Origin of the sequence: Staphylococcus sp. GDY8P47P, from assembly GCF_016892225.1 — a bacterium.
In the GTDB taxonomy this organism is placed as follows: domain Bacteria; phylum Bacillota; class Bacilli; order Staphylococcales; family Staphylococcaceae; genus Staphylococcus; species Staphylococcus borealis.
In genome coordinates this window covers 49,493-73,815 of the sequence record NZ_JAFENV010000031.1, presented here as the reverse complement: position 1 = coordinate 73,815, position 24,323 = coordinate 49,493, and the positions used below count along the sequence as shown (strand labels likewise).

27 protein-coding genes are annotated in these 24,323 nt (G+C 32.3%); 8 read left to right on the top strand and 19 right to left on the bottom strand.

Annotation, left to right across the window (positions count from 1 at the left end; genetic code table 11):
- Window positions 1-135: 135 nt before the first annotated feature.
- Entirely contained in the window at window positions 136-678 is a 543-nt protein-coding gene (ntdP, locus tag JVV30_RS11520) for a nucleoside tri-diphosphate phosphatase (RefSeq protein ID WP_053030354.1), read from the bottom strand.
- A 113-nt stretch (window positions 679-791) separates the two neighbouring features.
- Window positions 792-1,838, bottom strand: a complete 1,047-nt coding sequence (gene mutY / locus JVV30_RS11515) for an A/G-specific adenine glycosylase (RefSeq protein WP_070854218.1) — start codon at window positions 1,836-1,838, stop codon at window positions 792-794.
- Between the two features lie 144 nt (window positions 1,839-1,982).
- Between mutY and JVV30_RS11510 the strand changes: the two genes are divergently transcribed.
- Window positions 1,983-2,960, top strand: coding sequence for a metal-dependent hydrolase (locus JVV30_RS11510; RefSeq protein ID WP_053030356.1), 978 nt, complete (start codon window positions 1,983-1,985; stop codon window positions 2,958-2,960).
- 57 nt (window positions 2,961-3,017) lie between these two features.
- Here JVV30_RS11510 and JVV30_RS11505 read toward each other — a convergent pair whose 3' ends face one another.
- From JVV30_RS11505 to JVV30_RS11475, 7 genes are all read right to left on the bottom strand, one after another.
- Complete coding sequence (locus JVV30_RS11505; protein ID WP_070854221.1) at window positions 3,018-3,809, bottom strand: teichoic acid transporter; 792 nt, start codon at window positions 3,807-3,809, stop codon at window positions 3,018-3,020.
- Between the two features lie 8 nt (window positions 3,810-3,817).
- On the bottom strand, window positions 3,818-5,329 hold the full coding sequence (locus tag JVV30_RS11500) for an ATP-binding cassette domain-containing protein (protein ID WP_070854223.1): 1,512 nt from the start codon (window positions 5,327-5,329) through the stop codon (window positions 3,818-3,820).
- A gap of 15 nt (window positions 5,330-5,344) precedes the next feature.
- Window positions 5,345-5,659: a YfhH family protein gene (locus JVV30_RS11495; RefSeq protein ID WP_070854224.1), complete on the bottom strand. Its 315-nt coding sequence runs from the start codon at window positions 5,657-5,659 to the stop codon at window positions 5,345-5,347.
- Window positions 5,652-6,455: a recombination regulator RecX gene (gene recX, locus JVV30_RS11490; protein ID WP_070854226.1), complete on the bottom strand. Its 804-nt coding sequence runs from the start codon at window positions 6,453-6,455 to the stop codon at window positions 5,652-5,654. Before recX ends, JVV30_RS11495 begins: the two co-directional genes overlap by 8 nt.
- Before the next feature lie 195 nt (window positions 6,456-6,650).
- Window positions 6,651-7,463 (bottom strand): monofunctional peptidoglycan glycosyltransferase SgtB, encoded by an 813-nt coding sequence (gene sgtB / locus JVV30_RS11485; protein ID WP_070854228.1) that lies wholly within the window; start codon window positions 7,461-7,463, stop codon window positions 6,651-6,653.
- Between the two features lie 273 nt (window positions 7,464-7,736).
- Entirely contained in the window at window positions 7,737-8,255 is a 519-nt protein-coding gene (locus JVV30_RS11480) for a type 1 glutamine amidotransferase domain-containing protein (protein WP_204194265.1), read from the bottom strand.
- Window positions 8,256-8,343: 88 nt separating this feature from the next.
- The gene (locus JVV30_RS11475; protein ID WP_107630250.1) at window positions 8,344-8,505 is read right to left on the bottom strand and encodes an SE1561 family protein; all 162 of its coding nucleotides are present in this window, start codon (window positions 8,503-8,505) and stop codon (window positions 8,344-8,346) included.
- Between the two features lie 154 nt (window positions 8,506-8,659).
- Here JVV30_RS11475 and yfkAB point away from each other — a divergent pair, with 154 nt between their 5' ends.
- Complete coding sequence (gene yfkAB / locus JVV30_RS11470) at window positions 8,660-9,799, top strand: radical SAM/CxCxxxxC motif protein YfkAB (protein WP_176747930.1); 1,140 nt, start codon at window positions 8,660-8,662, stop codon at window positions 9,797-9,799.
- Between the two features lie 122 nt (window positions 9,800-9,921).
- Here yfkAB and JVV30_RS11465 read toward each other — a convergent pair whose 3' ends face one another.
- From JVV30_RS11465 to JVV30_RS11455, 3 genes are read right to left on the bottom strand one after another with little or no spacing between them, the layout of a single operon-like run.
- On the bottom strand, window positions 9,922-10,455 hold the full coding sequence (locus JVV30_RS11465; RefSeq protein ID WP_053030364.1) for an acyl-CoA thioesterase: 534 nt from the start codon (window positions 10,453-10,455) through the stop codon (window positions 9,922-9,924).
- Window positions 10,456-10,487: 32 nt separating this feature from the next.
- A complete protein-coding gene (locus JVV30_RS11460) occupies window positions 10,488-11,735 on the bottom strand; it encodes an aminopeptidase (RefSeq protein ID WP_204194263.1) in 1,248 nt (415 codons plus the stop codon).
- Between the two features lie 13 nt (window positions 11,736-11,748).
- Window positions 11,749-11,958, bottom strand: coding sequence for a DUF1128 domain-containing protein (locus tag JVV30_RS11455; protein WP_075108584.1), 210 nt, complete (start codon window positions 11,956-11,958; stop codon window positions 11,749-11,751).
- 141 nt (window positions 11,959-12,099) lie between these two features.
- Here JVV30_RS11455 and JVV30_RS11450 point away from each other — a divergent pair, with 141 nt between their 5' ends.
- The 3 genes from JVV30_RS11450 (at window position 12,100) to JVV30_RS11440 (ending at window position 14,254) form a co-directional block, all read left to right on the top strand.
- Complete coding sequence (locus JVV30_RS11450) at window positions 12,100-12,564, top strand: low molecular weight protein-tyrosine-phosphatase (RefSeq protein ID WP_053030366.1); 465 nt, start codon at window positions 12,100-12,102, stop codon at window positions 12,562-12,564.
- Window positions 12,565-12,569: 5 nt separating this feature from the next.
- Entirely contained in the window at window positions 12,570-12,854 is a 285-nt protein-coding gene (locus JVV30_RS11445; RefSeq protein WP_070854237.1) for a YtxH domain-containing protein, read from the top strand.
- Between the two features lie 188 nt (window positions 12,855-13,042).
- Complete coding sequence (locus JVV30_RS11440) at window positions 13,043-14,254, top strand: YihY/virulence factor BrkB family protein (RefSeq protein ID WP_070854239.1); 1,212 nt, start codon at window positions 13,043-13,045, stop codon at window positions 14,252-14,254.
- Window positions 14,255-14,887: 633 nt separating this feature from the next.
- On the opposite strand, the gene vraR is transcribed toward JVV30_RS11440, so the two are convergent.
- From vraR to JVV30_RS11420, 4 genes are read right to left on the bottom strand one after another with little or no spacing between them, the layout of a single operon-like run.
- Window positions 14,888-15,517 carry a response regulator transcription factor VraR gene (gene vraR, locus JVV30_RS11435; RefSeq protein ID WP_070855030.1) on the bottom strand — a complete coding sequence of 210 codons (630 nt, stop codon included), beginning with the start codon at window positions 15,515-15,517 and terminating at the stop codon, window positions 14,888-14,890.
- Window positions 15,507-16,553: a sensor histidine kinase VraS gene (gene vraS / locus JVV30_RS11430; protein WP_053030370.1), complete on the bottom strand. Its 1,047-nt coding sequence runs from the start codon at window positions 16,551-16,553 to the stop codon at window positions 15,507-15,509. Before vraS ends, vraR begins: the two co-directional genes overlap by 11 nt.
- Complete coding sequence (vraT, locus tag JVV30_RS11425) at window positions 16,550-17,251, bottom strand: cell wall-active antibiotics response protein VraT (RefSeq protein ID WP_053030371.1); 702 nt, start codon at window positions 17,249-17,251, stop codon at window positions 16,550-16,552. Before vraT ends, vraS begins: the two co-directional genes overlap by 4 nt.
- Before the next feature lie 24 nt (window positions 17,252-17,275).
- Complete coding sequence (locus JVV30_RS11420) at window positions 17,276-17,662, bottom strand: hypothetical protein (protein ID WP_070855031.1); 387 nt, start codon at window positions 17,660-17,662, stop codon at window positions 17,276-17,278.
- Window positions 17,663-17,849: 187 nt separating this feature from the next.
- Here JVV30_RS11420 and JVV30_RS11415 point away from each other — a divergent pair, with 187 nt between their 5' ends.
- Window positions 17,850-18,860 (top strand): HoxN/HupN/NixA family nickel/cobalt transporter, encoded by a 1,011-nt coding sequence (locus JVV30_RS11415; protein ID WP_141763596.1) that lies wholly within the window; start codon window positions 17,850-17,852, stop codon window positions 18,858-18,860.
- Between the two features lie 504 nt (window positions 18,861-19,364).
- Here the strand turns inward: JVV30_RS11415 and map are convergent.
- Entirely contained in the window at window positions 19,365-20,117 is a 753-nt protein-coding gene (gene map, locus JVV30_RS11410) for a type I methionyl aminopeptidase (protein WP_053030374.1), read from the bottom strand.
- A 147-nt stretch (window positions 20,118-20,264) separates the two neighbouring features.
- Here map and JVV30_RS11405 point away from each other — a divergent pair, with 147 nt between their 5' ends.
- Window positions 20,265-21,254, top strand: a complete 990-nt coding sequence (locus tag JVV30_RS11405) for an FUSC family protein (RefSeq protein WP_053030375.1) — start codon at window positions 20,265-20,267, stop codon at window positions 21,252-21,254.
- A gap of 170 nt (window positions 21,255-21,424) precedes the next feature.
- On the opposite strand, the gene gatD is transcribed toward JVV30_RS11405, so the two are convergent.
- Window positions 21,425-22,147 (bottom strand): lipid II isoglutaminyl synthase subunit GatD, encoded by a 723-nt coding sequence (gatD, locus tag JVV30_RS11400; protein WP_053030376.1) that lies wholly within the window; start codon window positions 22,145-22,147, stop codon window positions 21,425-21,427.
- Window positions 22,148-22,149: 2 nt separating this feature from the next.
- Window positions 22,150-23,460, bottom strand: a complete 1,311-nt coding sequence (gene murT / locus JVV30_RS11395; protein ID WP_070855033.1) for a lipid II isoglutaminyl synthase subunit MurT — start codon at window positions 23,458-23,460, stop codon at window positions 22,150-22,152.
- A gap of 195 nt (window positions 23,461-23,655) precedes the next feature.
- Between murT and ftnA the strand changes: the two genes are divergently transcribed.
- Window positions 23,656-24,156, top strand: coding sequence for an H-type ferritin FtnA (gene ftnA / locus JVV30_RS11390; protein WP_053030378.1), 501 nt, complete (start codon window positions 23,656-23,658; stop codon window positions 24,154-24,156).
- Window positions 24,157-24,323: the final 167 nt, after the last annotated feature.

The following is a 24,323-nucleotide window of genomic DNA, read 5'->3' as shown; positions in this document are numbered from 1 at the left end:
ATATTTTTTAAAAATTAATAGAGGTTGAAACTTTGATTCAAAACAATACGTTTGTATCATCAAAGTAAATTCAACCTCTTGTTATTATCACTCAAGTACTATAAAACAAATATGTAACAATTACATCTTTTATGCTTAATAATTACGGATTTTTTTATATCGCTCTTTCCAAACTTTTATAAAATCTGGAGCGAATGGTCCTTTTTTCTGTTCGATCCACTGTTGTAAAATATCTACATTACGGCGTAAAATAACATCTATATCATGTGGATAATTCATCTGATTCATGTGCTGTTCATACTCATCTTCATCTAATAAATGATATTTTCCATTAGGATATACCTTAATATCTAAATCATAATCAATATATTTCAAAGCTTCTTCGTCACAAACGAAAGGCGATGATAGATTACAGTAGTAATAAATGCCATCCTCTCTAAACATACAAATGACATTAAACCAATATTCTGAATGAAAATACACGATAGCTGGTTCTCTTGTAATCCATGTACGTCCGTCACTTTCAGTAACTAAAGTGTGATCATTCCCGCCAATAATCACATGGTCTGTGCCTTTTAAGATTGTTGTTTCAGACCATACTCTATGGATGTTACCGTCGTGTTTGTAACTTTGAATTTTTATATTTTCGCCTTCTTTAGGTATGGATTCTTTTACCATACTCCACACCACCCTTTTAGTAATTTTCGCACTTTAGATTATATCATATTTTTAAATAAGTCTTTACAGATGCGTTGTTATTTCCACTTAAGTTAATCACAAATTAGAATGTCTTAGCCGTTAATGTATTGGTATATCTTATCCATAGATACTGGTAACGTATATGCTTGTCGCTGATTTAAATCCATCCATTCCAGATGGTTATCTTCCATAAATGATTCTGACAGTGACACGGTCTCAATGGTACTATAGACACTAATATCCCAAGTCATATGTGTGAATTGGTGTTTAAGCTTAAATACAATATCCTCAGCTATCGATAAAGACAATCCTAATTTTTCTTGTAATTGTTCTAAAGCATTGGGTGTTTCAAACATTGGAAATTGCCACATGCCATTTAACAATCTTTCTTGACGTTGCGTCATTAAATATTGACCTTTGGCATTTCTAACTAAGAATACCGCTTGTTGAATAGTTTTTTTCTTAGTGTTCTTCGTTTTTACTGGTAATTCTAATACAGTGCCTTCTTTAAAAGCACGACAGTTCTCTTGAACTGGACAAAATAAACATAGCGGTTTCTTAGGTGTACAAACTAACGCACCTAATTCCATCATTGCTTGGTTAAATGTACCCGCCTCTTGATGCACATAAGGCTGTAATTCTTGTTCATAACTTTTTCTCGTGCTTTGCAACTTTATATCTCTTGAATCATTATTCAATCTAGACCATACTCTAAAGACATTGCCATCAACGGTTGCTAATGGCTGATTAAACGCGATGCTTAGAACTGCTGCTTGAGTATAAGGACCTACCCCTTTTAATTTCCCAAATTGTTCTGGTGTAGAAGGAACGACACCATGATATTCTGATGCTACTTCTTTCACAGCAGTATGAAAGTTACGTGCGCGACTATAATAGCCCAATCCTTCCCAATATTTAAGAACTTCTTCTTCATCTGCCTGACTTAAGTCCTCTATTGTTGGAAAACGTTGAATAAATCTGTGATAATAATCCACAACTGTTTTAACCTGTGTTTGTTGAAGCATTACTTCACTTAACCAGATATAGTATGGATTCGAAGTTTCACGCCATGGCATTTCTCTCTGATTCTTATTAAACCATTGTATTAAATTCCTTTTAAAAGTAGAATCGTTTATCATAATTATTTCCTTTCAATATGCTTTATTTACTTCACTAAGAGCACTTTATATTAAATGAACAGTATTTTAATATGTTTCTTAATTTCGTTATTCCAATTTTTAGATTATAATATATATTAAATTAACATGAAAAGAGTGAACGTTATGGATACAGCCACGCACATTGCAATCGGTGTTGGATTAACTGCTTTAGCAAGTCAAGACCCAGCTATGGCAAATACTATGGCAGCCACAGCCACAACCTTAATTGCAGGGTCATTAATTCCAGATGGCGACACCGTTTTAAAATTAAAAAATAACGCCACATATATTTCACATCATCGTGGTATCACTCATTCTATACCATTTACAATTTTATGGCCGATATTGATTACATTTTTGATTTACGTAATCTTTCCAGGCGTAGATACTACGCACATATGGTTATGGGCACAGTTAGCAGTATTTTTACATGTCTTTGTAGATATATTTAATTCATATGGTACCCAAGCACTACGCCCACTAACAAACAAATGGATTCAACTAAGTGTTATTAATACCTTTGATCCAATCATTTTTATCATACTTTGTTTAGGTATTGTGATTTGGCTTCTAGGTGTTCATCCATTTGCAGTGTTCTTTCCAATTATAGGTGTACTCATCATTTATTACATTGTTCGTTTCAAAATGCAAAGTATTATTAAGAAACAAGCATTAAGTCAAATTAAAGAACAACACAATCCTGTTAAAATTTTTGTAGCACCAACTATGAAATTTATGGAATGGCGTGTTGCGATTCAAACGGAAGAACATGATTATGTAGGTCGATCATTTGGTAGAAATGTTGTTTTTAGTGATAAAGTTAAGCGACAACCGTTTTCACCAGATACGTTATTGTGGCAAATCAAAGGTAATAAGGATATTAGAACATTTTTAAACTTTTCGTCTATTTATCGTTGGCAAACTCGAAAGCTAGACGATGATACTACAGAAGTTCGTCTGGTTGATTTACGTTATTTAAATAAAGGCCATTATAGCTTTGCAGCGATTGCACATGTCGATAATGACAACAATATTGATCATTCATACATCGGATGGGTTTTCACAGAAGAAAAATTACAAAAGAAATTATATTCTAAATAAACTTTTAAAAAGAGTGAACCAGAGTCATAATCTTATCTATGATTCTGGTTCACTCTTTTATTTATTTTTTGTAGCTATTGTATGAGATGAATATTTATATTTTGAGTGTGCAACATATCTCATTAACATAAAATTAACCGTACCTATAATTACCAAAATAATAACAAAATAGATATGGTAAGTAATGTTGTACAAATTTACTACACCATATATTGCAGAAGTCGCAATACCGTCAATTAAATAAAATAGTGGATTCAATTTTAGAATTTGAATCATTAAATTCTCATTTGCAGATGGAATAAATATGACAGGTATAATGAAAAAGCAAATAATTCCAATTAAAAAATATAACTTTGTCATATTCTTGTATATAATATCTAATAATCCTAGAGTAACGGATATAAATACAATAAATAAAACCATCATGATAAAAAATACGATAAATGCAATCAATGACTCATCGAAATTCACTGGCTTAAACAGTACGACAATCAATGTCAATATACAACAAATAAAACTTCCAAGAAGTGCATTTGCAATGGCTGTAACCAATGGTGTTGCTTGGAATGATTTCGTTATTAAATAATCTTGGCTGTACGCTTTAAAAGATTTAAATATCGTTGCTAATAGAGTAATAAATGTCATCATAGTAATGAGTCGATATAGCCACCTTGCTTTGCTAATATCCTCAATCCCTATAAAAGATAATGTCATTAGTGCAATCACTATTACAACTAATTGGGCAATTAATAGCATAGCAAACCATTTCCAAGTATCTATGATGCGTTGTTTTGTAAACTCAATTAGTGATGGAAAGCGTTTAATATATAATAAAAAGTTATCTATCATTTTTACACCTACAATTCAATGTATATCCACTTGCTATTTTTCATGTCTGCGATTAAATATCCATCCCCCGACTTAACAATCCATAAATCCTGTGTAATACGATATTTATCTTTGAGCTCATCTTTATTGACTATCGGAAAAACAAATCCAGTTAATTTATTTTGATCATTAAATAACATATCGATTGGTTGTTGTGTTACTTCAACAACATATCTCGAATCTTTATCTGGAACCAATGTCTTTTTAACTTGATCGTGTTTCTTATGTAAGTGGCTATTAAAATAATCTACATAATTACTGTAATTTGATTTCATATATGGAGATAGCGCTTTGAAAGAATGTGACTCATATAGTGCCGCCGGGTTAAAATATTCTAATTTATGTTTTGCTACCACATAATCTTTATCATCACTACTGACGCGATAACTTTTTGAGTTTTCACCTGTGATTGTTAAAAACGTATATTTAGGGACGTTGATATTAGAATCCCCTTTTAAAGTAATTGAATCCTCTAACACAATGCCATATGCAAGCTTTTCATCAAATGGGTCTTTATTCTCTACTTTCTTTTGCGCTTCAATAATTGGAACGTCAAAACGTCCTACATTATTAATCACTAATGCGCCTACAATGAATAAGCAAATTAAACTCGTAATTAAAATCGTCCAAAATCTTACAACAAAATCAGGTGCTTTCGCATGTCTATATCGTTCAACTCTTTTGAAATTATAGCTCATTTCTGGAAGTCTACTACGACTTTCTTTCCAATCTAAATCAAAATTAAGTTGTTCTTCATCATTTGCTATGCTCATTCTATCTTGCTCGTGCTCTTTAAATACAGGCAAAACTTGGTTTAGTGAGCCTTCCATACGTACTTGTCCATGTGAAATCCAAGCAACATAGTTACTTACTTTTTCAACTTTTGCCAAGTCATTATCTATAAATACTAATGACTTATTTTCACTAATATAGTCTTTTGATAATTTTTTTGCTTTTTCTAAAAAGGCTTCATCAAGATGTTCGATGATATGATTTAAAATGATTAAATCCTTTCGACATACGCGTGCAATACTCAAAATTAACTGTGCAAAATCTGAATGGCTAAGTGCATTAATATGAACCGAAGATTTATCATCTAAATGTGCGAACTTAATGATTTGATCAACATTATGAGAGGTTGTTTCATAAGAAAATAATCGTTGAACTTCAGTTACATACTGTCTTACAGTCATATGTATTAAATGTTTATCTTTTATGTCACCATAATACGTAGAAACCGATTGATTAATCTTACCTCTATCTGGCTTAATGTCACCAGCCATAATTCTACCTATTAAAGTTTTTGAAGATCCTGGTTCACCAATGATAGCTAATGCTTCCCCTTGGTATATATGTAGCGATATATTGTTTAATTCTATGTCTTCAGCGGCATAGCCAAATGGTAGATACCACTTTCTGTTTTTTTTACTTCTATAATAATGCGTGACATTGAGCATTTTTAAGATTATTGAACTTCCCATTCGTGTTACTTCCTTCTAAATTTTTAATAAAGCGAGTGGCAATCCTTCTTCAGGGGGCTTACTATTAATTCTATAGCCCCATGCAAACACACCTTTTAATCGTTCAACTTTAAAGTATTGCTCGCTTCCATCATTAAGTTTATACATTCTACCAAGTACAACTTTGGTACGATCAACTAAGTAACTTTCTGCAATAATGACCTTACTTTGATAAACATCATATTCATTCATTATGCCGTTCATTTCAGCTTTACGCATCTTTTCTTTATATATCTGTATTTCATGTCTTAATTCCTGTTCAGACATTTCACTTAGCTTTTTATCATTCATCTGAAATACCACTTTCTTCTAATTTTGCTTTAATTTTATCATATTTATAGCCTTTTCTCATAAGCGACTCTATCGTTTTCATTACTAATTGTTGTCCATCATATTTACGTTGTTGCTTTGTATAAATTTTTTCAAGATCTTTTTGTAACAGATCCTCCAACAAAGCTTCATCTTGTTCAAAATCTAATTCAGATATTGCTTGTTGTGCGATATCCATAGAATAGCCTTTTTGAATTAAGCTTTGAAGTACTTTTTGACGTACTTTAATTTCAGGACCTTTCTTCGTTCTCATAATTTTATTTGCAACATTTATAACCGCTTCAAATGGTTGTTCTTCTTCATAAATTTGAACATATGTATTGATAATCTTAGGTTCAATTCCAACTTGATATAATTTTTGTTTGTAAATTTCAGGACCTTTATCAGTAGTATGTATCATTGTATTTTTTAAGCTTTCAGCATAATCTTCATGATTAATATATGCCTCTTTATAACAATAATCTATAACTTGTTGAATCGCGGATGCACTAATCTCGTTTTTTTGTAAATGTTGTCGCACTTCTTTTTCAGTTCTCTTTTTATAAGATAAGTATTGTATAGCCATATTAATACCTAAACGGTAATGCTCATACTTCTGAATCTTCTCCATATCTGATGGCTCAACCATTTGCCCTTTTTTTAAATTAAATTTTACAAGTGTATTAATATCGATTCCCATTTCAAAAGCGCCGTCCAAGAATAAGTTAAATCGCTCTTTATTGTTCTTCTGTACTTCTATTTTAGTAATTTTAGGCAATTCCTCCACCACCTTTACTTTGATTTATATTAAAAATCAAACTATCTTGATTTATCTAACACACATTATTTTATATCACTTAACGCATTACACAAAATGTTTTACCCATAAAAAAACCTCATAAAGGCTATTATTAAAATGGCTCCTTTATGAGGACTTACACAAATATACAATTTATTTTTTCAAGATGTACAATCAATAGTTATTTAATTGACTTAACGCTTCTTGATATTGACTATCTGAAATATACGCCTGCTGTTTCATCTTTTCGAGATTGGTTTTAATTCTATTTTTAAAATTGTCAGACATATCACTTATATCATAAACACTCGGTGCATTGACTTTACTTGCTAATATCGCACTTTGTAAGACAGTGATTTGAGGCATATTGCTATTATTCTTATCTACTGTTGTTCCAAAATAATAGTTCGCAGCACCCTCAATTGTATATTGATCACTACCATAATAAATGTTATTTAAGTAGAAACTCAATATTTCATTTTTACTATATTGTTGTTCTACTTTATGTGCTACAAACAATTCCTTTAATTTCCGAGTAAAGGAACGCTCATTGTCGTAATAATAATTCTTCACAGTTTGTTGTGTAATTGTACTTCCACCTTGAACGTCTCTATCACCTATGGTTGAGAATAATGCTCGTGTTGTTCCTTTGACGTCAAATCCATGGTGTTTATAATAACGTTCATCCTCCATCGAAATAAAAGCACCTTTTACATAATCCGGCATATTGTCTGAAGAAACATAATTACTTTTGTTTTCAATTGTTTTAAGGTCATCAACATTTGCTCTCGAAGATAAAAAATACATTAACCCAATAAACAATGCAAATATGATGATAAATATAATAAATATTCTTAAAAATATACGTTTACTTTTTTTCTTTTTAGGTGGTTTTCCTACAGGTTGATAATACGTATTGTAATGAGGTTCATTACGGTAATGTGAATGTCTCTCAGGCGAGTTGTTCATTCTTTGGCTTCTTTTCATGTGGTAGCTCCTTTACTAAAACTCACTCTATAACTGTGAGTTTAACAGTAGTTTTTAGATTAAGCTATACCTATCATGAAAAATCAGTCCCAAGGTGTATGAGAAAAGATTGTTTAAAGCCATTTTAGATCAATCGTTGACTAACATCCTAATCGCAATAAAAAAAGAACTGAGAGAAGCTTTACAGCCTCTTCTCAGTTCTATAACTTACACATTTGCTTTATAGCAACATGCATGTTTCAAATTAGTTTTAAGTCTATGAAACAATAAAATTTATGCTTGAAGTTGTTTAACAATTTCTCTATTAAAATCATCTAAGTCGTCTGGTGTACGACTTGTAATGATATTATTATCAACTACAACTGATTCGTCTACGACATTTGCACCTGCATTTGATAAATCTTTGCGTACATTTAATACAGCAGTAAGTGTGCGTCCATTTAAGTCATCTGTATCGATTAAAATTTGAGGGCCGTGGCAAATCGCAAAGGCTGGCACATCATTTTTAGTGAAGTATTTAGCAAATGTGCCATAACGACCTTCAGCATCACCGCGAAGATGGTCTGGTGAGAATCCACCAGGAATAAGTAGGCCATCGTAATCTTCTGGTTTTGCATCTGCAATACTTACATCAACAGTAACTTTTTCACCGTGTTTACCTACTACTTCTGCATTTGCAGTATCACCAATAATTTCAGTTTCGAAACCAGCTTCTTCAATTGCTTCTTTAGGGCTAGTTAATTCGATATCTTCGAATTCATTTGATAAAATAATTGCTACTTTTTTAGCCATTAGTCAATCACCTTTCTTGTTCGAATTATACTAATTATATAGACGAAATTAAGTGATATTAAACATACATAGATTAAAGTGTTTCAATTTATTTAGAAACTTGTTTAACTTTTTCTTCTAATTGGTCTAGTAATCCAATCCATTCATCTATATCTTCAACGCTTACTTCATCGGGATTTACATGGTCAATATCTTCTAAAAATTTTGATAATCTTGTTTTAATTTGTTCCATTGTTTGTTGTTCATTCATAACGATTTCTCCTTATTAATATATATTTATTAAACTATACGTTAGTTTTATCCTAACAGAATTTGACAAAAAGCGATATAATCTTAATAATGTTTACTGTACTTTTGCAACGGATTAAGGAATTTTTTTAAGTTTAGGAGTAATAAATATGTGGATGACAAATCAGAAAAAACCCATTTCAATTAACAACGATCCATGGGAAGCATACAACGATGTTAAAACACACGGTCAGTTAACACTAAGTAATATAGAGTTCACTACTACTACATTATGTAATATGAGATGTAGTCACTGTGCTGTTGGCTATACTTTACAAACTAAAGATCCAGATGCTTTACCTATGGATATCATTTATCGTCGTTTAGATGAAATACCTCACTTACGAACTATGTCAATAACAGGTGGCGAACCAATGTTCTCAAAAAAATCAATTAAAAACATTGTTAAACCACTGTTAAAATATGCACAAGATCGTGGTATATATGTTCAAATGAATTCTAATTTAACACTACCGCAAGATCGTTATTTAGATATAGCTGAATACATAGACGTTATGCATATCTCTCATAACTGGGGTACAATTCAAGAATTTACTGATGTAGGTTTCGGCGCAATGAAGAAGCAACCTCCTTTAAAAGCAAAATTAAAATTATATGAACAGATGTTAGAGAATGCAAGTACATTATCAAGTCAAGGTATGTTTGTTTCTGCTGAAACGATGTTAAATCAAAGTACATTACCTTATTTAGATAAAATTCACAATGAAATCGTCAATGACATGAAATGCAGTCGCCATGAAGTTCATCCAATGTACCCTGCAGATTTTGCAAGTCAATTAAATGTGCTTTCTTTAAAAGAAATGAAACAAGCGATTCATCATTTATTAGACATTAGAGATGAAAATGTATGGATGTTATTTGGTACATTACCTATTTATCCATGTATTAATGATGACAATGACCAAGCATTGTTACAGCGTTTACGCGATGCTAAAAATGTTACGACACGTAATGATCCAGATGGACGTAGTCGCCTGAATGTTAATGTCTTTAGTGGCGATGTGATTGTGACTGATTTCGGAGATGAAAATGGTACAATTTCAAATATTGAAACTGACAAATTAACAGACGTATTTAATAAATGGCTTACATCAGATTTAGCGCAATCACTCAATTGTCATTGTGAGGCATTTCACTGTTTAGGTCCTAACGTTCTAGTTAAAAACATGTACTATCCAAACACTGATTTCAGAAAAAATGAGATTGAAATGCATACTGAAAATATTTTCAGTTAAATCATTTCAAGCAAATATAATAAGCACCACATAAAATAAATTTACTCTAACATTATTTTATGTGGTGCTTATTTTTACTCTTTTAAACTATACTATCTATATTACAAGCCGCTTCACAAAGTTTAAATTTCTTCAATATGTTGCGCATTTGATAAAAATTCGATAGTACTTTTACTTTCTTCTCTTCTATCTTTACGACGTTGAACACGTTTAGGTGCACTTTCGTAAAACCATTTTTCAATTTTTGTTTCTGGATAAACATCTGGTACTTTGACTGGTTTCCCATTATCATCTAATGCAACGAAAGTAAGGAAACTTAAGGCTGCTAAATGCTTTTCTTTATTTAAAACATCTTCAATGATAATTTGTACACAAACTTCCATTGAACTCGTACCTGCATAACTGACCATTGCTTCATATGAAGTTATATCTCCTGTTTTGATTGGTCTTAAGAAATCAACCGAATCTGTTGAAGCTGTTACTACTTGTGCGTTAGCATGTTTCATCGCTGTAATAGCTGCTATTTCATCTATATTAGCCATCAATGATCCACCAAACATTGTGTGATGATGATTGGTGTCTTGAGGAAATACTTGCTTAGCTTTAAAACTTTTCGATTCAGACATTGATTTTCGATTATCTTGAGAATTTGACATGCGTTATACCTCTTTTATATTAATTTCTATTTTTATTGTGCCCAATTACCATTTTTAAACACTAATTCTTTAGAGCCATCCTGTTTAATTCCATAAATCGTTAAATCAGCACTACCTATCATGAAATCAACGTGCACATTTGAGTCATTTAAGCCACTGGCAACTTTTTCTTCAGTCGTCATTTCTGTACCACCTTCAACATTAAAGCCATATGCCGAACCAATAGCTAAATGGCACGATGCATTCTCATCAAAAAGTGTATTGTAAAAAATAGTATTACGATTTGAAATTGGAGAATCGTCAGGTACTAAGGCAACTTCACCTAATCGTTTAGACCCTTCATCTGTGTTAATCAGATCTCTAAGTACCTCTTCGCCTTTTTCCGCTTTGAAATCTACAATTTGTCCATCTTTAAATGTTAATGTAAAGCCATCAATAATTGTTCCATTATAACTTAGTGGTAATTTATTCGTCACGTATCCATTGACATTATTACGATCAGGAGCTGTAAAGACTTCTTCAGTTGGTATATTCGCTATAAATGCTTGTTGATTACCATTTACATAGCTTGTAGCATCCTCCCATATATGCCCTTTAGGAAGACCAACGACTAAGTCTGTTCCTTCTGATTGATAGTGTAAGGCTTTATAATTTTTGTCTTGCATTTGTTTAGCATGTACACTTAAGTTTTCGATATGGTGCTTCCAATTTTCAATAGGATCATTGCCATCAATTCTTACGATATCAAATACTTCATCAATAAATTTCTCCAGTGCAGCTGTTTCGTCTAATTCTGGATAAACACGTTTCGCCCAATCTTTAGAAGGAAAGGCTGCAACTACCCATGGAAATTGATTCTTTTGACTTCCTTCCATATAACCTTTGAATGCATGACTATAACTCATTTGATATGCTTTCAGTTTTTCTGCATCTATACCGTTTAATAAGTTAGGGTCTCCGCTTAATAAAGCTAAATTAGCTGCACCACGATTAGCATAATCCATTCGTTCATCTACTTCATATGATTTTACAGCTTGATGTTCAAAATAATCGACCGATTCATATTCGAACTTAAGTCTATTTAATCTAGAATCAGCATATACAACTTTAACGTCGGAAGCCCCTGCTTTATAAGATTCTTCAACAATTAATCGCGTCAACTCGATAGCATCCACTGAAGATCTAATGAGCACAGGTTGTTTAGGTTGTACGTTCATGCCAATTTTTACTAATAATTCTGCATATTGTTGTAATTTCTCGTTATAACTTAATGAAGTCATATGCGCATCCTCCTTAATCTTGACGTAAGTTGCCTAATTCGTCAGCAATCGCTGTCACTTCACTTGGTGAAAAAGAATCTTTAGACATTACAAAATTGTATATTTCCTCTACATCTTGTTGATTGGCTTCTTCAAATTTATCGGGATTTAATAATCCTTGATTAACGATGTTTAACTTTTTTCTAATCTCTGCAATCATTTCTTTATTATTATTTTGAGTCACGTTATCACCTCTTTAATACAATATTTTATCAAAGTATGACGATTTAACAAACTTTTATCGAATAAAGTAATATTATGTCTTTATAAAATTTTAAAATAACTATAAAATGGTTTATATATAACAGATTAGGGGGAATAGAGTATGGTAGATATAGCATTTGTATGTCTTGGAAACATATGTCGCTCTCCTATGGCTGAAGCAATCATGCGTCAACGCTTGAAAGATAGACATGTTTCAGGTGTTAATGTTTATTCAAGAGGCACTGGCAAATGGAACCTTGGAGAACCTCCTCATGAAGGTACTCAAGATATTCTTAATCGCCATAATATACCTTTTGATGGTATGATTAGTGAGTTGTTTGAACCAAGTGATGATTTTGATTATATTATTGCCATGGATCAAAGTAATGTTGATAATATCAAAAACATCAATCCTAACCTAAAAGGAAAATTGTTCAAATTACTTGAATTTAGTAATATGGAAGAGAGTGATGTACCAGATCCTTACTACACAAATAATTTTGAAGGTGTATATGAAATGGTACAATCATCTTGTGATAATCTAATTGATTTCATCGTTAAAGATGCAAATTTGAAAGAGGGGTAAATGAAATGGAAAACAAATTAATTCCTGGTATTCTAATAGGTGCACTTGTTGGTGGCGCTGCTACGTTAGCAGACAAATCAACACGTAATGCATTAGTTCAATCTGTAAAAGATATTAAAGTAGGTAATCGTTCACGTAAACCTTCTAAATTTAATTCTATTAAAGACGAAGTTTTATATTGGAAAGATACAATTGAAGAAATTCGTCGTAATAATCCAGAATTAGAAAAATCAATTAAAGATGCGAAAGATACTTTCGTTAACCGTAAGAATAACCGCATTGGTCAATAATTGGTTGCTTACGATTGCTACATCGTCTAACATGTTAGTGATCATAAGCAATAACTAAAAGTGAATCATATCAATTTTGATTTTCACTCATAGTAAAGCGGGACAATGAAATCTTCTAATATAACAGGTTTCTGTCCCGCTTCTTTTACTTTTTATTTATGTATGTGGTTAAAGCAAAGGAGATTGTTATGTCAAAAGAAAATAAATCGAACTCAAAATATCTTAACTCTATTAAAGAAGAACAAGAGAAGAATCAAGATAAAATAAATGTTGATCGTACATATGTCGAACCACAAGAATTTCAATCTAAAGAACCCAAAAAAGATAATCAAGTCTTTTTTGTATCACGATTAAATAAACCAGCTAAATATACAAAGAAATCTAATTTTCTCTCATATTTAATCTATCGTATAGGAAAAGATGATGCATCAGGTTTGGCTGCACAAATGACTTATCATTTTGTATTAGCTATGTTCCCTATGCTGATCTTTTTATTAACTTTATTACCACTATTCAACTTAGATCAAAGCCAAATTACTGGTTTACTAAGTAACGCACCCGCTGACACGTCTAGTCTAATTCAAGGTGTCATTAGCGATGTCACTAAAAATTCAAGTGGTGGTTTACTATCTATCGGGTTAATCTTAGCAATTTGGTCAGCTTCTAATGGTATGACTTCAATCATGAACTCATTTAATGTTGCTTATGATGTAGAAGATAATAGAAACGGTATTCTATTAAAGTTATTAAGTGTTGTATTTACAATTGTGTTAGGTGTAGTATTTTTAGTAGCTATGGCACTACCAACAATGGGTTCAGTTATCGCTCATTTCTTATTTGGTCCCCTAGGATTAGATGATCAAGTCAAATGGGTTTTCAGTTTAATTAGAGTTGTACTTCCATTAATCATTATTTTGATTCTTTTTACAATTCTATACTCAGTAGCGCCAAATGTTAAAACGAAATTAAAATCTGTATTACCAGGGGCGATATTTACATCGGTTATCTGGTTAATTGGATCTTTCGCATTCGGTTTCTATATTTCTAATTTTGGAAACTATTCTAAAACATACGGCAGTATCGCAGGGATTATTATCCTTTTAATTTGGTTATATTTAACAAGTTTCATCATCATCATAGGTGCTGAAATTAATGCAATTATACATCAAAGACACGTGATTAAAGGCCAAACGCCTGAAGAAGCAGCATTAGACCATGATGATAATAACCAAAACCACTACAACGAAGATACAACTTATGAATATAAACAAACAGCAATTGGTAAAGATGAAAACTACAAAGTCGATAAAGATCCAGAAGATAAAAATGAAGAAGACGCTTCATTAACTGAGAAAATCAAAGATAAATTCACTAACAACGACGATGATACTAAGAAGTAATATTTATTAAATAAAAAGAGCCTGGGACATCATGCCTAGAGAAATAGCCAGTAAATGAGTTTTAAAAAAATTCATTTACTGGCTTCTTTATTTACAATACTCCGAATTGTTGGCTCGCAAGGCTCGTGCCTGTAGTCCTCTAAAGGCGATCTTAGATAGATATTCACTCACATAAGTTGCTTCGCTTTCCTGGGGTGCTGTCTCAGCCTGTAGTCTTCGACTAGCACTGCTCCCCTAGGAGTCTCCGCAACTCTGTTTCGTAATCTATCTTAGAACTATTTACGTAAGTGTGTGTGCACTTACGTTCATCAATCGTTCTAACTCCCTCAGGCGTCGCTCAACTACGTTCCATTACCCATTTTAGAACTACTTCAGTCTGGGACATAAATAATATAATAATGCTATTTAGCAAATTCGCAGTAGCTGACTGAACTGAAAAGGCGCTTAAATCAAGCTTTTCTCAGTTCTAGTCATCCTTGCGGGGGTGGGCGGGGCCCCAACACAAAAAATCACGAAAGTGATTTTACAAGCTAAGCAAGTTGGGGTTACGACGAATTCAAAAGAATTCTGTCCCGCTCCCTCATTAATAATCAACGCAAGCGTCTCGTTAAAATACTTTGTATTTATATGTTTTTATTGAATTAAATTATGTTGGAATGCATAAATTACAGCTTGCGTTCTATCTTGCACTTCTAATTTACTCAATATATTACTTACATGTGTTTTTACAGTTTTAATTGTGATATGAGAAGCACTTGCAATTTCTTGGTTAGAATAGCCTTTAGCAATTAATAATAAAATTTCCATTTCTCGTTCAGTCAACATTTCATATAGCTCTGCACGTTTTTTCATTCTATTACGCATTTTAACTAAAACTTCAGGTTCGAATACAGATTCTCCATTATACGTTTTACGTACTGCATCTGCAATATCGCTCGCACTGGTTGTTTTTAAAATATAACTATCTACACCAGCATCTAAGGCTCTGTATACCTCTTTATCTTCAATAAAACTTGTTAACATAACGACTTTAATATGAGGTAAATCTTTTTTTATTTGAGTAGTAGCTTCTACCCCATCCATGTCATCCATTAATAAATCCATGAGAATTAAATCTGGTTTAAGTTCATGCGCTTTCGCAATTGCATCTTTACCTGACGCCCCTTCTCCAACTATTTCAATGTCAGATTGTGTTGATAAATAACTTGATATCCCAATTCTAACCATTTCATGGTCATCCACGAACAAAACTTTAATTGCCATAATTATCATCCTCCTTATTTAATGGTGCCTTTACTTCTATTCTTGTTCCAGAATCTGGCAATGATACGATATGGAATGTCGCACCGATTTCTAATGCACGTTCTCTCATATTTTTCAATCCATAGCTTTGTTCTAATTTCTCATCAACATTAAAACCTTTACCATTGTCTTGAATTCGAAGTAATAAATAATCTTGTTGGTTAAATAATTCAACCGTCACTTTTGTACCGTTAGAATGTCTCAATGTATTAGAAATCGCTTCTTGCGTTATTCTAAACAAATGATCTTCTATGCCTTTAGGCACCTTGAAATCTTGTATATCGTGAATCACTTTCATAGGCACTTTCTTCTGTAGATCGATGACTAAGTCTTTAATACCTTCACCTAAAGATTTATCTTTTAAGCCTAAAGGTCTTAAATGAAGTAGCAGTGCACGCATTTCTAATTGTGATTCTTGAACCATTTTCTCTAAGACTGGAATCTGTTGGTCAAGTGGTGCCTCTAATTTTGTTTCTTTGATTGCAGATAACATCATACTTGCAGCGAAAAGTTGTTGACTAACGGAGTCATGTAACTCTCGAGCTAACCTTTGACGTTCATCTTCAATGATTTTTTTAACTTTAACGTCATTCATATTGTAATTTTCATTAGTTAAATTTTGTGTTTTCATTCGTAGACGATGTAGTTCTTGGTTTAAAGGAACTAATGTTTGATAGATATCAATCGTTTCATTGTAAAGCTCAATATTTTGATCGTTAATACCTACCGTTTCACCTTCTATAGCATGTTCAATTTGTGATTTAATCCACGTATTTTGTTGATTAATTTTGTATGCGAGAATTGAACCTACGATGATACAAAGTAAAATGATAACTAAATTTAAAAATAAGAATACAGGTATACCAAAAATTTGTGTATAAAACATACCTTGAAAATAGATAATATTAACAAATACTTTATCTATAAATAAGAACGCGGTTAACATGCTATAGACGAGTATAAGCATTGAACCGATAGCTCTTAAATAGTGATTCATCGATAAATCACCTCAACATCTCCGATAAATGTTGAAACATAAATATTGACGTTATAATTTTCTTCTTTGGGCTTCTCTTCAACCTGGATATGGTTATTCTCAACTTTATAAGATTGGCCATTTAAGTATGCATTTCCATATAAAGCAGCCATGTGCAAGTTAATATTATAATTCAATGGTACCACTAACTGAATTTTCCCTAAAATATGTCTTACAACAATTGTATTATTTTCTTTAATATTCGCAGCTTTGGTCATATCAATGTGAATATCCCCAACACCATGTTGAATTTGCACATCTTCCCATTTATACACATACACTGGCGTACGTTGCTCACCAAACCATTTTTGCTTTATAAACTGAGGAGATGTTACTTCATCCTCTGAAGCAATTACTTTCAATGGTTTAAATTTAAAAATAAGATATCTTATAATAACAATAACCAGAAAGACAAATAAAATAATAATAGTATATTTATTTGAAAGTAAAGTAAACGCTATAAGCAAGGCGCCAATCCAAAACGCTAAGAGCCCCCTTACTTTATGAAAGTAAAGGTAGCCTACATAAACTAATATACATCCTAAAAGTAATACGAATAGATAACCTATTTTTTCAAAAAAGATGTAATAAAAATTTGCAATAATCATTAAAGCGGTAAATATAATTAATAATTCTGTCGAAATATATTTTCGAGTCAATGTGTCGCCTCCTATCCCTCTTAATTAAGCTACTATACTCATTTGTTCAATTATGTCACATTCGCCTTGAGTTGTAATTTTTTCTTTAGAACAGCGATGAATATCTGCTTCAATTCTTGCACAATACGCTTCGAATAGATCCAGTTGTTTTTTAAGGCTTTCAATTTCATAATTATTAATTTCCTGAGCATGTTTAATGTTATAAGTGTTAGTTATATCAATATATTTATTTTCTAATGTTGCAGATAAACTGTCAATCAACTTATTCATTTGCGTTTTCTTAGCTTTTAAATATTCAATATAATTTTCAATGTTTTTTAATTTTTCATCTAAACTAATTTGATAATCACTAATGTTTCGTTTAATAATCACTTTAAGAAAATGTTTTAAATATAAGTCCATATAATTCATAGAACCACCTCGTCCTTAATTAAGCTTAATTATAGTTCAAAGTGGTATAAACGCCCATAGGCTATGGGACCATCTTGTTCTCATACTTTAGTACGATGTTGCTTCATTTCATTATAAACTTAATTTTATATTTACCATTTTTAAGTGTATGATTAAGTATATTTATTCTAGAAAGAAGGTAACATCAATGACTCAAGCACATCATCATCTGAATTGGCTCCCCTACATTCTTATCGTTATTTTTCTGCACATTTTAGGTTTCAGTTTCCTTTGGTTAGCAAATTCTAACCATCTACTTCTAGGTATGGGTATCCTCGCATATACACTGGGATTGCGCCATGCATTTGATGCCGATCACATTGCTGCGATAGACAATACTGTACGTAAATTATTACAGCAACAACGTAGTCCTGTCGGCGTAGGCTTTTATTTCTCAATTGGACATTCAACAGTCGTCTTTCTTATGTCTGTTTTCTTAGGTATTTCTGTAAAATGGGCAAAAGACGTGTTGCCACATTTTCAAGAAATTGGTGGTATGATTGGTACAATTGTTTCAGGAAGTTTTTTAATTCTAATTGGTATTTTGAATCTAATCATATTAGTATCCTTAATTACGCTTTTCTTAAAATTAAGAAATGAACTTATAAATGATAATAAATTAAATGATTTATTAGAGGCACGTGGATTGATTTCTCGTTTAGTTGGCCCCTACTTTAAACTCATAAATCGTAGTTGGCATGTCTTGCCCCTTGGTTTTTTATTTGGCTTAGGATTTGATACTGCAAGTGAAATTTCTTTACTTGCGTTATCTTCTGGTGCGTCTCAGCAAGCAATTTCATTTATAGGTATCTTATCCTTGCCTATACTATTTGCTGCAGGCATGAGTTTACTTGATACGTTAGATGGTATATTGATGACCTCTGCCTATAATTGGGCGTTTTTCAATCCTATTCGGAAAATTTATTACAACATTACAATTACTGCCATCTCAGTTATCGCTGCATTGTTAATCGGTACTACAGAGTTGCTTCAAATCATAGCAGAAAAATACCAATTAAGTGGTGCTTTCTGGACATTCATCGCAAATATTCAGTTTGATTATTTTGGTTATATTATGGTCATTTTGTTCTTAACAAGTTGGCTCATTTCTTATTTAATATGGAAATTTGGCAAAGTTGAACAACAATGGACCAAGTAAACATGTTTCAATGGGAGTGGGACAGAATTCTTTTAAATTCGTCGTCCCACCCCTGCAAAGGTGACTAGAACTGAGAAAAGCTTGATTTAAGCGCCTTCTCAGTTCAGTCAACTACTGCTAATTTGCTAAATAGCATTATTATATTATTTATGTCCCAGACTCTGTTTAAATTACCTGCGACAAGTGAAGGTCGCATAGTTAACATATCTTTAATTGGTAGTCACATTATCCATCTCTTAATGAACGATAGAGTCACATACAAGCGGATGAATACACACGTTTATACCAGTCATTGATAAGTGGCATTAAATCGCACTTAAGAAAATAAATAAACCCGTTTGCATTTTAAAAGCAAAGTAAATATAAAAAAGACAATTTCTATAGTGAATGCACTCATAAAGTTAGATTTTAAGATTAACTATTAAGGTGCGTATCAAAACTCACTAGAAATTGTCTTTTTACTTATCTATTCACGTTTAGCCAATTAAAGATTTACTTCTAAAATTAGTCTATTTTAGTCGTTAATAATGGACCATCTTTAGTAACGATAACCGTATGTTCAATTTGGGCTACATAACTTTTATCTCTTGTTTCAAATGCCCATTCATTCTTACCTTCTGTTACGAATGTTGCTTTAGAAGAAATAAACGGTTCTACTGCGATTACAACCCCTTCTTTAAGCAACGTTTTATCTTTAGGGTCATAATAATTCATTACATGATTAGGTGCTTCGTGTAAAGATTGACCTACGCCGTGTCCTGTTAAATTCTTGATGACAGTTAAATCATTTTGACGTGCAGTTGCATGCACAGCTTTACCAATATTACTTAATTTAGTTCCTGGTTTAACCTTTGCCATCGCATTTTCAAATGCCATTAATGCAACGTCACATACTTTTTGTTTAAGTGGATCACTTGCTTCACCCACAACAAATGAAATACCAGTATCTGCGTAATAGCCATTTTTTAACGCTGATACATCAATATTAACTAAATCGCCTTCACGAATGATTCGTTTCCCTGGAATTCCATGTGCAACTTCTTCATTTACACTAATACATGTTTGTCCAGGGAAATTCTCATCATGAATAGGTGCTGAAATAGCGCCATGTTCTTCAAATAAATCTTTAGCAATATTGTCTAATTCTTTAGTTGTGATGCCAGGTTTAGTAGCTTCTTGCATCGTATCCCTAACCTTAGCACAAATGTAACCTATTTCTTTTAAGGCTTGTAATTCTTCTTCTGTTTTTACAATCATAATATCCCGTTCCTTTTTAATTGTGATTACATCTTATTATACCAAAAAAATTTTGATATACTAAACATACAAAAAATGAAGTGAAAATAATTTACTTATTAAAGAAACATATTAATGTTATTTTCGTACAACGAGAGGATTTATCATATGGATAAATGGTACAAAAGAATTATTGGTGCTAGAACCATTAAAACTGGTTTAGCCACTTTTTTAACATCTCTATTTTGTTTGATGCTTAATTTAACTCCTATCTTTGCGATATTAACAGCTATTGTAACAATCGAACCTACAGCCAAAGCATCATTAAAAAAAGGGTACAGAAGATTGCCAGCGACAGTCATTGGCGCATTATTCGCTGTTATTTTTACATTTATTTTTGGAGATCAATCAGCATTAACCTATACATTTAGTGCACTGTTCACGATTTTAGCTTGTACAAAATTAAATTTACAAGTTGGTACGACCGTTGCGGTATTAACATCAGTTGCTATGATACCTGGTATACACGATGCCTATTTCTTTAACTTCTTCTCAAGATTATTAACAGCGTTGATTGGTTTGGTCACAGCGGGATTAGTTAATTTTGTCGTTCTTCCTCCCAAATATTACCAACAAATTGAGGATAATCTAACACAATCAGAATATAAAATGTATGAGTTATTTTCATCAAGATGTAATGAATTATTATTAGGAAAATTTGATTCAGATGCTAGTAATGATTTATTAAATAAGCTAATGGGTGTGATTAACAAATCTGAGACATTAACTGGATATCAAAAAGATGAATTACGCTACCATAAGAACAAGGAAGATGAGTGGAAACGGTTGAAACAGATTTCGAACCGTTCATATATTGACCGATTACTTGCGACCCACCTGTCAAATATCATTTATTTACCTAAGCATATTCATTTAGTATTTACGCCTGAGGAAAAAATGGCAATTATTAAAATCAGTCATAGTGTCAATAATATAGTCAATAGCGATCATTTCGAACCACATCGTTCATCTGCATCAACACTTAAGTCTTCTGTTAAGCGATTAGAAGAGTTTGATCAAAATCAAATAAAAAGTCATATCATTTATGAAATACTTTTAATTTATAAATTATTAGATAGTAGATACAATGACAAATAAATAAGAGTCTGGGACAAAAATAATATAGTGAAGCTATTTTGCAAATTTGNNACTGAACTGAGAAGGCGCTTAATTCAAGCTTTTCTCAGTTCTAGTCACCCTTGCGGGGGTGGGACAACGAATTTAAAAAGAATTCTGTCCCACTCCCTTTACTAAATAATAGTCAACTATTATTTATTCTTAGATGAACGTTCAATAATAACACGCTTAGCTGCTTCTTCTTCAGTGTTATCTAGTTGTTTAGGTTCAAACGGTATACCTTTACGTTCACAGGCTTTTTCTAATAAATAATCCGTGATTTCATGATTTTTAGGTAAAATAGGTCCATGTAAATAGGTACCTAGTAAGTTTTTATAGTGGATACCTTCTTGTTTATCCTCATCATTATTTCCATATCCTACTGTAACGTGTCCTAACGTGCCGTAATGATGATGTGTACGTCCACCATGATTCTCAAAGCCAACTATTGTACCAAATGTATCACTCTCAATGACGATATCGCCAGTTAATCGTTCAGTACGTGATTCAGTATAAAAATCTAATATACCTAATCCTTCAAGTTCAGTGCCATCAGGAGTAATATATTTTGTTCCTAAGAATTGGTAGCCGCCACAAATTGTCAATCCTGGCATACCATCTTCAATTGCATCTTTAAGTGTGGTCTTCATTTTGCTTAATTCTTTAGTCGCAATACTTTGTTCTCTATCACTTCCACCACCAATAAAGAAGATGTCACAGTTATCAAGCGTCACACCTTCAGTTTGGTTAACCTCAACAACATTTAATTGAATATTACGTTTCTTTGCTCTTTGTTTGAGTGCAATAATATTTCCAATATCACTATATAAATTTAATTTGTCTGACATAAAATGATAAACGGTTAATTCATTCATATTTATTGCCCTCCTGTAAATGAACGATTAAGTTGTTCTAACATCGGAGATAATGACGTGTAGTTAGGAATTGCGACTGTAAATCCTTCATAGTTCATAGTCAATGCTGTTGCTTTATAGATATCCTTTTCAAGGATGATAGGCACAGTCACTTCAGCCAATTTCAGACGTAGTTGCAATTCTTCAGCTCGAGTTCCTGTTACTATAATCGTTTCTATATTTTGTTCGCTTAATTTCTCAAAATCAGCGTCATAAATCCATGACGTATCGCGACCATCTGCCGCGTTATCATTCAAACTAATAACATACACTTTCTTACCTTCTAATTGTTCGCCCACAGATAAACTTGCATTCATGCCAGCGGGATTCTTAGCAAGGTTAATCATTGCTTCTTTATGATTGAGTTTGAAATACTGCATACGTCCATTATCTGATGTGTATGATTCAAACCCTGTTCGAATCGAATCATCATTAAGACCTAATTCTCTTAATACTGTATATGCCGCTAACGCATTATAAGCATTAAAGTCACCGGCAATTTTCATATTAAACGTAGTATCACCAATATTTAATCCTAAGAATGGAGATGCAGAGAATGATGTCACTTCGTATTTCGGTAATTCTCGTTTGAATCCACATGAACAATGGTAATGACCAATTTGGTTATAATGAATGTAATCATATACTAATAGTTTGCCACAATTAGGACAATATTTACTCTCATTCATTGTACTTTGCTCAAATTCATGTGCATGTGCTTTCATGCCATAATAAACAATCGAATCACTAGCGATTTTGAGTCGACTAACAAACGGATCATCTGCATTAAGTAACAATTTGATTCCCTTATTACTAATAGACTTAGCAATATTATTTACCATTATATCGATTTCACCAAAGCGATCCATTTGATCACGGAAGAAATTTGTAAAAATCATCATTGATGGTGTCACTTCTTTTAATACACGTGGTATTGATCCTTCATCAATTTCAATGACAGCTACTTTAGTATCTTTAGTGCTTTGCATGATAAAAGCAGATGTAATACCTGCCGCCATATTCGCACCTTCATTATTATGTATGATATCAATGTGATTTGCTTTTAAAGTATGTCCTATAAGATTAGATGTAGTCGTTTTACCGTTCGTTCCGCTAATAAAAACGATATCATCAACTTTTGCAGCTAATTTTCTTAATATATTTTGATCCACTTTGCGGGCAACTTGTCCAGGTAAGTCAGTACCTTTTTTCCCGGCAGCGATACTAGCCTTACGTGCCAATTTCGCTAAGTGCGTTGCAGTCCATTGTCTCATGTGCTTCCTCCTCATATAAATCACTTGAATAATTATAACACGTAACGGGTATAACAAAAAAACATTCTCAATTAAAAATAACAAGTTACACCCTAGATTATAATAATTATTATTTACTAATGAGAATAGATTTGTTATACTCTTTATGAACAAAGACAAAATAAATGACAAATTTTTAATAGAGGTGACTTAATTATGTTAAGTAAAGACTTGTTAGAAGCACTTAATGATCAAATGAACCATGAATATTTCGCAGCGCATGCTTATATGGCAATGGCAGCTTATTGTGATGACGCTTCATATGAAGGTTTCGCTAATTTCTACATTCAACAAGCTAAAGAAGAACGTTTCCACGGTAAAAAAATCTATGATTACATTAATGACCGTGGTGAACACGCTGAATTCAAATCAATTCCAGCACCTAAAACTGAATTCAAATCAATCCTTGAAACATTTAAAGATGGATTAGCACAAGAACAAGACGTAACACGTCGTTTCTATAATTTATCTGAAATTGCTCAAAAAGATAAAGACTATGCTACTATCTCATTCTTAAACTGGTTCTTAGATGAACAAGTGGAAGAAGAAGCAACTTTTGAAACACACATTGATTATTTAAATCGTATTGGCGACGACTGCAATACTTTATATTTATATGAAAAAGAATTAGCAGCACGTTCATTTAATGAAGAATAATGCTTTCCTTATTAAATTCAGACACGATATAGATAAGACTATATCTAAAAATAATCGATAGTTGGCTGTTACTGGAAAGGCATTTAACTCAAGCTTTTTCAGTTCTAGTCAATCTTGCATGCGGGCCCTAGCAAAGACAATTTCACTAAGAAATTCTACAAGCTAAG